General features: G+C 72.0%; 10 protein-coding genes. 7 read left to right on the top strand and 3 right to left on the bottom strand.

The window, feature by feature from the left end; translation table 11 throughout:
* The 6 genes from VFW24_12005 to VFW24_11980 all read left to right on the top strand — a co-directional run.
* Positions 1-1,430: AMP-binding protein (locus VFW24_12005; protein HEX5267487.1), on the top strand; the 1,430-nt coding region annotated here is incomplete at its 5' end.
* Positions 1,427-2,359, top strand: a complete 933-nt coding sequence (locus tag VFW24_12000) for an alcohol dehydrogenase catalytic domain-containing protein (GenBank protein HEX5267486.1) — start codon at positions 1,427-1,429, stop codon at positions 2,357-2,359. The genes VFW24_12005 and VFW24_12000, both read left to right, overlap by 4 nt.
* 144 nt (positions 2,360-2,503) lie before the next feature.
* Positions 2,504-3,394 carry a hypothetical protein gene (locus VFW24_11995; GenBank protein ID HEX5267485.1) on the top strand — a complete coding sequence of 297 codons (891 nt, stop codon included), beginning with the start codon at positions 2,504-2,506 and terminating at the stop codon, positions 3,392-3,394.
* Positions 3,395-3,485: 91 nt separating this feature from the next.
* Positions 3,486-4,463 carry an aldo/keto reductase gene (locus tag VFW24_11990; protein ID HEX5267484.1) on the top strand — a complete coding sequence of 326 codons (978 nt, stop codon included), beginning with the start codon at positions 3,486-3,488 and terminating at the stop codon, positions 4,461-4,463.
* 5 nt (positions 4,464-4,468) lie between these two features.
* On the top strand, positions 4,469-5,698 hold the full coding sequence (locus VFW24_11985) for a cytochrome P450 (protein ID HEX5267483.1): 1,230 nt from the start codon (positions 4,469-4,471) through the stop codon (positions 5,696-5,698).
* Positions 5,699-5,744: 46 nt separating this feature from the next.
* Complete coding sequence (locus tag VFW24_11980; protein ID HEX5267482.1) at positions 5,745-7,001, top strand: acyl-CoA dehydrogenase family protein; 1,257 nt, start codon at positions 5,745-5,747, stop codon at positions 6,999-7,001.
* Here VFW24_11980 and VFW24_11975 read toward each other — a convergent pair.
* From VFW24_11975 to VFW24_11965, 3 genes are read right to left on the bottom strand one after another with little or no spacing between them, the layout of a single operon-like run.
* The gene (locus tag VFW24_11975; protein ID HEX5267481.1) at positions 6,969-7,601 is read right to left on the bottom strand and encodes a TetR/AcrR family transcriptional regulator; all 633 of its coding nucleotides are present in this window, start codon (positions 7,599-7,601) and stop codon (positions 6,969-6,971) included. The two genes, VFW24_11980 and VFW24_11975, sit on opposite strands and share 33 nt — an antisense overlap.
* Positions 7,602-7,629: 28 nt before the next feature.
* Positions 7,630-8,040, bottom strand: a complete 411-nt coding sequence (locus VFW24_11970) for a GNAT family N-acetyltransferase (protein ID HEX5267480.1) — start codon at positions 8,038-8,040, stop codon at positions 7,630-7,632.
* Positions 8,037-8,630, bottom strand: a complete 594-nt coding sequence (locus tag VFW24_11965; protein ID HEX5267479.1) for a YdeI/OmpD-associated family protein — start codon at positions 8,628-8,630, stop codon at positions 8,037-8,039. The genes VFW24_11970 and VFW24_11965 overlap by 4 nt, the downstream gene beginning before the upstream one ends.
* Before the next feature lie 106 nt (positions 8,631-8,736).
* Between VFW24_11965 and VFW24_11960 the strand changes: the two genes are divergently transcribed.
* The gene (locus VFW24_11960) at positions 8,737-9,171 is read left to right on the top strand and encodes a PaaI family thioesterase (GenBank protein ID HEX5267478.1); all 435 of its coding nucleotides are present in this window, start codon (positions 8,737-8,739) and stop codon (positions 9,169-9,171) included.
* Positions 9,172-9,575 lie beyond the last annotated feature (404 nt).

Genomic DNA, 9,575 nt, shown 5'->3' with positions numbered 1-9,575 from the left:
TGGTCGGACTGGGCGTGGGCCCGGGGAGCCCGGTGTCGTGGCAGCTGCCCACCCGGATCGACACCGTGGTCGGGTGCGCGGCCCTGTGCCGGATCGGCGCCGTCCAGAACCCGATCATCCACCTGTACCGGGAGCGGGAGGTGGGCTTTGCCCTGGCTCAGACCGGGGCCACGCACTTCTTCGTGCCGGGCGTCTGGAGGGGCACTGACTACGCCGCCCTGGCCGAGCGGGCCGGTGCCGAGCGGGGGGTGTCCCCGCAGCTCGTGGTGCTGGACGACGGGCTCCCGGACGCGGACCCGGCGGCGCTCGCAGCCGTTCCGGTCCCCCGGGCCGACGAGGACGCCGTCCGGTGGATCTACTACACGTCCGGGACCACTTCGGACCCCAAGGGGGTCTGCCACACCGACCGCAGCCTGATGGCGGGAGGTTGGGGGCTGGTGGCGGCCCTCGGGCTGACGGCGGCGGACGTGGGGACGGTGGCCTTCCCGATCGCCCACATCGGGGGCGCCGACATGCTGGCCGCGGTGTTGATGACCGGCATGGCCTCGGTGATGGTCGAGGCCTTCAACCCGGCCGAGAGCCTGGCGCTGTTCCGGGCCCACGACGTCACCATGTTCGGCGGGGGCCCGGCCTTCTACCTCGCGTGCCTCAACGAGCAGCGCAAGGATCCCGGGAACCCGGTTCTCCCGAGGTTGCGGCTGATGTCCGGCGGAGGGGCGCCGAAGCCGCCCGAGCTCCACTACGAGGTGATGAGGGAGATCGGCGGGCGCGGGGTGGTCCACGGGTACGGCATGACCGAGGTGCCGATGATCACGTCGGGCTCTCCCGACGACACCGACGACCAGCTCGCCAACACCGAGGGCCATCCGGTGGAGGGCGCCGAGATCCGCGTCGTCAGGACCGATGGAGGCGATGCCGCCCCGGGAGAGGAAGGCGAGGTGCGGGTGCGCGGCCCGATGGTGTTCCGGCGCTACACCGATCCCGAGCTGACGGCGGCCGCCTTCGACGAGCACGGCTTCTTCCGCACGGGTGACCTGGGCCGGCTGCACGCCGATGGTCATCTGACTCTGACCGGGCGCCTCAAGGACGTGATCATCCGCAAGGGGGAGAACATCAGCGCCCGGGAGATCGAGGACCTGCTCTACGAGCACCCCAAGGTCCTCGACGTGGCGGTGATCGGCCTGCCCGACGCCGAGCGCGGCGAACGCGTGTGCGCGGTGGTGCAGCCCGATCCCCAGGCGCCCCCGCTGGAGTTCGCCGAGATGGTCGCCTTCCTCAAGGAGGCGGGGCTGATGATCCAGAAGATCCCCGAGCAGCTCGTGATCAGAGACGAGATGCCCCGGAACTCGACCGGGAAGATCGTCAAGAACGCACTGCGCGAGGAGTACGCCTCGGCGGGATCCGACCGGGGGCCGGGCGCCGGCAGGTGAGGGGCCTCCGGAGCACGGAAGCCGGGATCCGGGTCGTCGAGCTCCCGGAGCCGGACCGGACCGGCGTCCGCGTACGGGTGAGATCGTCAGGGATCTGCGGCTCGGACCTCCACCTGGCCGGCATGGGCCCGATGCCCGTGACCCTCGGCCACGAGTTCGCCGGGCTGCTCGACGACGGCACCGCCGTGGCGGTCTGCCCGATGGTGCCGTGCGGGAGATGCGACCAGTGCAGGGCCGGGCGCGAGCAGCTGTGCCGCACGCTGACCCAGCGCATCTACGGGGTGTCCCTCGACGGCGGGCTGGCGGACGAGGCCTACGTCGAGGAGCGGTGCCTGCTCCCTCTTCCGGGCGGCGTCGACGTGGCCGACGGGGCGCTGGTGGAGCCCCTGGCCGTGGCGCTCCACGGGATCCACCAGGCCGGCCTCGTGCCCGGCCGGCGCGTCCTCGTCGTCGGGGGAGGAAGCATCGGGCTGGCCACGGTGGCCGCCGCCCGCCACCTCGGCCTCGAGGTCGACCTCGCCGCCCGCCACCCCGGGCAGAAGGAGCGGGGATCGGCCCTCGGGGCGGGGGAGCCCCGGTCGGCCGACTACGACGCCGTCGTGGACGCCGCCGGGACCCAGAGCGCCCTCGACCGGGCCGTCGAGGTGGTCGTGCCGGGGGGAGTGATCGTGGCCGTGGCCACCTACTGGGAGCCGGTCACCATCGGCTACGGCCTGTTGGGCAAGGAGGCCAGGCTGGTCCCGGCGTCGATGTACGGCCACCGCCACGGGGACCGGGAGTTCGTCGAGGCGGCGGCCATGCTGGCGGCCCGGCCCGGTCTGGGCGAACTCCTGGTAACCCACCGCCTCCCGCTCGAGGAGGGCGCGCGGGCCTTCTCGCTGGCCGCCGACCGGGCCCAGGGGGCGGTGAAGGTCCTCGTCGAGCCCTGAATCCCGGCCCCTTCCCCACTTTCTGCGCCGTTACCGTCATTCTGCGTGTGTGAAATCGGTTGACCCCGGTAATAACTAGAGCATACTAACTATCTAGTCCCTGGCCCGGTCGGCCGGGCAGGGCGAGCACTGGGGAGCGGCGGAATGAGCACGCGTACGTGGAGGACCCTCGGCGGCGCAGCCGGGCTCTCGACTCTGTTGGTGGCGGCACTGGGCCCGGCCGGGCAGGCGTGGGCGGACGGCCAGGCGCCGGCCGGCAACAACGGGACGGTCAAGATCAACAACGAGGCCACCCCGAACCAGGACAACGACCCCCACGTGGGGTGCAGCTTCAGCGTGAGCCTCTACGGCTACGACCCCGGGGCCCAGACCGCCCGGCTCACCTTCGAGGGCCAGGCCCCGACCCGGGGCTCGGGCTCGGTGAGCCTCTCCGCCGGTTGGACCACCGCCCACCGCACCAGCGGGAACCAGCTCGACCAGACGGTCCCGGTCTCGTTCTCGCAGCTGACCGGGCTGTTCAAGGGCGTGGCCCCCGCCCACCAGGGCTACCACGTGAAGCTGACGGCCGACGTCTCCGGATCGCAGGGGGCCGACGTCAAGCACAAGGTCTTCTGGATCGACTGCGCCCCGGCCGCCGGCACGGCCGCGGCCGGCACCTCCTCCGGCTCCTCGGCCGGGACGGCCCCGCCGAGCGGATCACAGTCGACCGCCCCGGCGCCGGCTGCGAGCGGGACGACCGCGGCGGTCGGCGCCTCCCGGGTCGCCCCCGCCACCGGGTCGAGCGCCCCGCTCACCCAGGTGGAGGGCCTCACCCTGGCCGCCCCGGCGACCGCCGCCGGAGCCGCACCGGGGACACCCGGCGCCGTCACGGCCCCGGCGGCCCTGCCGGCGGCCCGGCCGGGCGCCGCGGTGGCCGGCACCGGGCTGCTGGCCTTCACCGGTTTCCGGGCACTCGGGATCGCCGGCGTGGGCAGCGGCCTGCTGGCGGGCGGCTCGGCGCTGGTGGTCCTGGCCCGCCGGCGCCGGCGGGCCTGACCGAGGGAGCTGGTCGGGGGTCCGGGAGGGCCTGCCTAGAGTTGCCGGGCCGCCCGCCACCGCGTCGAGGCGGGCCCGGGAGGGATCGCGCATGCGGTACGTGAAGCTCGGACAGACCGGCCTGGACGTCTCGGTGATCTGCCTGGGGTGCATGAGCTACGGGGAGCCCGCCCGGGGCAACCACCCGTGGTCGCTCGACGAGGAGGCCAGCCGCCCCTTCATCCGGGGGGCGCTCGAGCAGGGCATCAACTTCTTCGACACCGCCAACGTGTACTCGCTGGGCTCCAGCGAGGAGATCGTGGGCCGGGCGCTGGGGGAGCTCGCCAACCGCGACGAGGTCGTGATCGCCACCAAGGTCCACGGTTCGATGCGCCCGGGACCCAACTCCGCCGGCCTGTCGCGCAAGGCGATCATGACCGAGGTCGACGCCAGCCTCCGGCGTCTCGGGACCGACCACATCGACCTGTACCAGATCCACCGGTGGGACCGGCGCACCCCCATCGAGGAGACGCTGGAGGCGCTCGACGACGTGGTGCGCTCGGGCAAGGTGCGCTACCTCGGGGCTTCGTCGATGTGGGCGTGGCAGTTCAGCAAGGCGCTCTACATCGCCGAGCGGCACGGGTGGGCCCGCTTCGTGAGCATGCAGAACCACTACAACCTGCTCAACCGGGAGGAGGAGCGGGAGATGCTGCCCCTGTGCCTCGACCAGGGCATCGCGGTGATTCCGTGGAGCCCGTTGGCGCGCGGCCGGCTGACCCGCGATCCGAGCGAGGTGACCGAGCGCTCGCAGACCGACGAGTTCGGGCGGGCGCTGTACGACCCGGCCGGCGCCGACGGCGCCGTGATCGAGCGGGTGGCCAAGGTGGCGGCCGACCGCGGGGTCCCCCGGGCCCAGGTTGCCCTGGCCTGGCTCCTCGCCAAGCCCGGCGTCACCGCGCCGATCGTCGGCGCCACCAAGCCCCATCACCTCGACGACGCCGTGGCCGCCGCCGACCTGGACTTGTCCGCCGAGGAGATCTCCGCCCTCGAGGAGCCCTACGTCCCCCACCGGGTGGCCGGGTTCGTCTGACGGCGGTGCTCCAGGGGATCGACCTCACGGATCTCGACAACTTCGCCGCCGGCTTTCCCCACCACCTGTTCGAGATCCACCGCCGGGAGGCCCCGGTCTGGTGGCACGAGCCCACCCGCCACACGCCCGACGGAGAAGGCTTCTGGTCGGTGGCCACCTACCTCGAGACCCTCGAGGTCCTGAACGATCCCGAGACCTATTCCTCCGAGCGCGGAGGCCAGCGCCGGCACGGCGGCACGTTGATCCAGGACCTTCCGACGGCGGGCGTCGTCCTCAACATGATGGACGATCCGCGCCACGCCCGGATCCGGCGCCTGGTGAGCGCCGGCCTGACCCCCCGCACCGTGCGCCGGTTGGAGGACGAGCTGCGCCGCCGGACCCGTGCCCTCCTCGGCACCGTGGAGAGCGGGACGGAGGTCGACTTCCTCGTCGACGTGGCCGCCGAGCTCCCCATGCAGATGATCTGCATCCTCCTGGGCGTGCCCGAGGAGGACCGTCACCGCCTGTTCGAGGCGGTGGAGCCCGGCTTCGACTACCGCGAGGGCCGCGGGGTGACCGACACCACCGCCGAGATCGACGCCGCCCGCCGATTCATGGCCGACTACGGAACCGAGCTGATCGCGGCCAAGCGGGCCCGGCCGACCGACGACATGCTCTCGGTGGTGGTCCACGCCACCCTGAGCGAGGTCGATCCCCCGCAGCTGTCCGACGCCGAGCTGTACTCCTTCTTCTCCCTCCTCTTCGCCGCCGGATCCGACACCACCCGCAACGCCATCGCGGGTGGGCTGGTGGTGCTGATGGAACGGCCCGACCAGCTGGCCGACCTGCGCTCCGGCCCCGGCGCCATACCCGCCGCCGTGGAGGAGATGTTGCGGTGGACGACACCGTCTCCCTCGAAGCGGCGCACCGCCACCCGGAAGGCCCGGCTGGGGGACCAGACCGTCGAGCCCGGGGACAAGGTCGTCATCTGGGAGGGATCCGCCAACCGGGACGAGGCCGTCTTCGACCGGGCCATGGAGTTCGATGTGGGCCGGCAGCCCAACCCGCATCTGGCGTTCGGCCACGGGATCCACTTCTGCCTGGGCTCCAATCTGGCCCGCCTCGAGATGCGCGTGCTGTTCGAGGAGCTGTTCGCGTCGTTCTCGGGCTACGAGCTGGCGGCGCCGGTCGAGTGGGGGCGGTCGAACCGCCATACCGGCATCCGCCATCTGCTTGTACGGCTCACGCGGGCGTAGCCGCAGCCACGGGCTGGCCGATCGGGGCTACGCCTAGTTTGTCGTGGTGACCGGCACCGAGCTCGAGCTGCGCGAGCAGGTCCGGGACTGGGTGGCCGAGAGCTGGGATCCGCAGCTGACCGTGCGGCAGTGGTGGCTGCGCCTGGCCGAGAGCGGGTGGGGCTACCCCGCCTGGCCATGCGACTGGTTCGGTCGCGGCCTGGGCCCCGTCGAGGCCGGGGTGGTCCCGGAGGAGCTGGCCGCCGCCGACGTCCTCGGTCCTCCATCCGGATCGGGCACGGCCATGGGCGGACCGGTCCTGTTCATGTTCGGGACCGAGGAGCAGAAGCGACGGTGGCTGCCGGCGCTGGCCCGCGGGGAGGAGCACTGGGCCCAGTTCTTCAGCGAGCCCGGGGCCGGGTCGGACCTTGCCGGGGTGCAGACGCGCGCCGTACGGGACGGGTCGGACTGGGTGGTCAACGGGCAGAAGGTGTGGAACTCGGGGACGCTCTTTGCCGATCGGGCCCTGCTCGTCGCCCGCACCGATCCCGACGTGTCCAAGCACAAGGGCATCGGCTTCTTCGTCGTCGACCTCGACCAGTCCGGGATCGACATCCGCCCGATCAGGCAGATGAACGGCCACACCGAGTTCAACGAGACCTTCCTCACGGATGTCCGCATCCCCGGCGACAACGTGATCGGTGGTCCGACCGACGGCTGGGCCGTGGCCATGGCCGTCCTGGCCCACGAGCGGTCTGCCTTCGCCGGTGGCGGGGAACGCCATCTCCGGTCCCCCTACGCGGGGACCCGGGCCGGCTTCCTCGACCGTCCTGCCGGCCAGGTGCTGGCCGAGATCAGGAATGCTGCCCACGCCGCCAACGCCCTGCCGATCGGCTCGCTCGATGACCTGGTGAAGCTGGCGCGCCGGCACGGCCGGCTGGCCGACCCGGTCGTGCGCCAGCGCATGGCTGCCCTGCACTCGCTGTCCGAGGCCCTGCGCCTGACCGGCGTGCGCGCCAACGCCTCGGCCCGGTCGGGCGGCGACGGATCGGCCCAGGCGTCGGTGGCCTATCTCGGTGGGGTCCGGCTGGTGCGCATGTACCGGGATCTGGTGGCGGAGATCGCCGGGCCCTACGCCCTGCTGGCCGACACCGACGTGGCGGAGACGATCACCACCGCGCCCGCCCACGGCATCCAGGGTGGCAGCGAGCAGATCCAGCGCAACGTCATCGGGGAGCGGCTCCTCGGCCTGCCCCGGGAGCCACAGGTGGACCGGGACGTCCCGTTCCGCTCACTCCGCGTCGGGACCCAACGCGACCCCTGACGGCCGGAGGCCGGCGACCAACCGGAGGATGGCGTCGCGAACCCGGACGCTCTCGCTCTTCGGGTCCTCGGCCCGGGCCAGGGACAGGGCGGCGGCGATCATCGACCCGAAGAGGAGCTGGGTGAGGGTGTCGAGGTCGTCGGGCTCGATGAGGCCCTCGGCCCGCAGGGCCGCCAGCATGCCCCGGATCAGCCCGATCTCGTGCTTCTCCCCGTGCTCCCACCAGTTGGCGAAGCCGAGGACGGCGGGCCCTTCCTGGAAGCAGAGCCGGCGGTAGACGGGATCCATGCACCGCTCGAGGAAGCTGTCCAGCCCGGCCACGACCCCCCGCCAGGTGTCGGGGGCCTCGGCGGCGGCGGCCACCATGATGGCGGCGCAGGCATCCTCCTCGGCCTGGTCGGCGACGGCCTCGAAGAGCGCCTGCTTGTTGGCGAAGTGGTGGTACACCGCACCCTTGGTGACCCGCGCCTCGGCGGCCACCTCGTCGAGGGACGTGGCGGTGAATCCCTTCTCGGCGAAGAGCCGGGCCGCGCTGTCGAGCAGGGCCCGTCGGGTCGCCTCGGAGTACTCGTCGCGCCGCGACCGGGGAGCCGCTTCCACTGGCCCACTGTACCATACTCCGAGTAGGTTACGTACCCAGCCTGGCTAGAGTTCCCGCCTCATCGCCACCCGCAGGTCCGGGTCCAGCCCGTGGGCGGCCTCCGCCTCCGACGCTGACCTGCTCGATGTGCCCGGAGCCGTCCAGGACGGCCGCCCACGACGCGGCCTCGTCGATCAACTCCCGCCCGAGGCCCGTCCCCTGGTGCTCGGGGAGGACCTCCACGATCAGGTAACCCAGAGGTTCATCGTCGGCGCCGGCGGCCACCCACGCCCGGCCGTCGACCGCATAGCGCCGCAGCGTCTCGATCGACGCCGGTTCGTCGTCGGCGACATGGTCCAGCCCGTAATCCCGGTAGCGCTCTCCCGATGCCTGCTCGATGTCGCGCAGCACCGGCAGGTCGTCCTCCCGAGCGGGACGGATGCGCGCCCGGGACGTCATCGGTGCGGCGTCCGGCCGTCGGCCAGCATCTCCACGAAGGCGGCGATCCGGCGGGCGCGGGTCTCGGGACGACGCGCGTCCTGGATCCGGTAGAGGATGGCATAGCGGTTGCGGCCGTCCAGCCGGGCGAACGCCTCGGCCGCCCCGGCGTCGGCGGCCAACGCCGCTGCCAGGTCGTCCGGAACGGCGGCAGTGAGCGGTGAGTCATAGGCCGCATCCCAGCGACCGTCGGCCTTGGCCCGCTCCACCTCGGCCAGACCAGCGGGGCTCATCAGCCCGCGGGCGATCAGATCCTCGGCTCGGCCCCGGTTGATCTTCGACCACCGGCTACGGGCGCGCCGGGGTGTGAACTTCTGCAGCCACGCCTCCTCGTCGAGGGCGGCCTTCCTGCCGTCGATCCAGCCGAAGCAGATGGCCACGTCCACGGCCTCGGCATACGTCACAGAGGCAGTCGCGGCCTGACGCTTGGCAATCTGGATCCATACTCCCTCCGAGGCGGAGTGATTGGCGTCGAGCCACACCCGCCACGCCTCGGCGTCGGGAAAGGCGAGGATCGGCAGATCCGTGCCGGGCGTCGGCGTGGCGCTCATCGCCGAATCATTCCCGAACGGGACACCCGCGATGGGGTGGAGGCTGCGGGTCGACGCCATCACCATTCACCCGATGACCGCCGGCCGGATCGCCGATAATGGGGGCGTGAGCACCCCGGAGAACAGCAGCCCGGAGAACATCCTCGACCTCATGCCACTGGCGACGACCCTCGGCATCCGGTCGGTCGAGTCCGAACGCGGCTCGGTCCGGGCGACGTTGGAGCACCGGCCCGAGCTGTGCACGACCGGCGACATGCTCCATGGCGGGGCCATCATGACCCTGGCCGACAGCACCGGCGGGGCATGTGCCTTCCTCAACCTGCCCGACGGGGCGGCGGGCACGTCGACGATCGAGTCGAAGACGAACTTCCTTCGCGCCGTCCGCTCAGGAACGATCACCGCCGTCTCCCGGCCCCTGCACACCGGCCGCACGGTCATCGTCGTCGAGACCGACGTGACCGACGCAGACGGGAGGCTGGTCGCCAAGGTCACCCAGACTCAGGCGGTCCTCCAACAGCCGGCCCGGAGCAGCTCCGCGTAACTGCCCCGATAACCAGGATGTCGAGCGACATCTGTCTCCGATGTCCCGCGACATCACAGGGCGCCCTCGGAAGGATTCGAACCTTCGCACCCGGCTCCGGAGGCCGCTGAGGACCGTCCACACCGTCTACGCAGGTTGCTTCAGTGGTCCTGACCTGGGGCTCCTGTCCACCGAGTGTGACCTGTTCTCGTCAGTGCTCCCCGATTGATCGACAAGATTGATCGACAAGGCCCATGCACCCGGCCTTGTCGACCACCGCCAGGCTACCCGTGTCTCGCACCCGACGCTGGTGGCCGGGTGCGCTGACGCAGGTGAGGGACGCCCCGCCTGCCGTGCCGTCTGTTCGCGATTGAACCGGTCGTATCTCACTCCCCGCCGCGCGCCTTCGGTGCGGGTCGATCAGG

Source organism: Acidimicrobiales bacterium, from assembly GCA_036273495.1.
GTDB lineage: Bacteria > Actinomycetota > Acidimicrobiia > Acidimicrobiales > JAJPHE01 > DASSEU01.
This window is presented reverse-complemented; position numbering and strand designations above follow the sequence as displayed.

Coding starts and splice junctions, on each gene's coding strand:
- VFW24_11995 (HEX5267485.1), top strand. CDS start 2,504: ATGAGCACGCGTACGTGGAGGACCCTCGGCGGCGCAGCCGGGCTCTCG.
- VFW24_11990 (HEX5267484.1), top strand. CDS start 3,486: ATGCGGTACGTGAAGCTCGGACAGACCGGCCTGGACGTCTCGGTGATC.
- VFW24_11970 (HEX5267480.1), bottom strand. CDS start 8,040: ATGACGTCCCGGGCGCGCATCCGTCCCGCTCGGGAGGACGACCTGCCG.
- VFW24_11965 (HEX5267479.1), bottom strand. CDS start 8,630: ATGAGCGCCACGCCGACGCCCGGCACGGATCTGCCGATCCTCGCCTTT.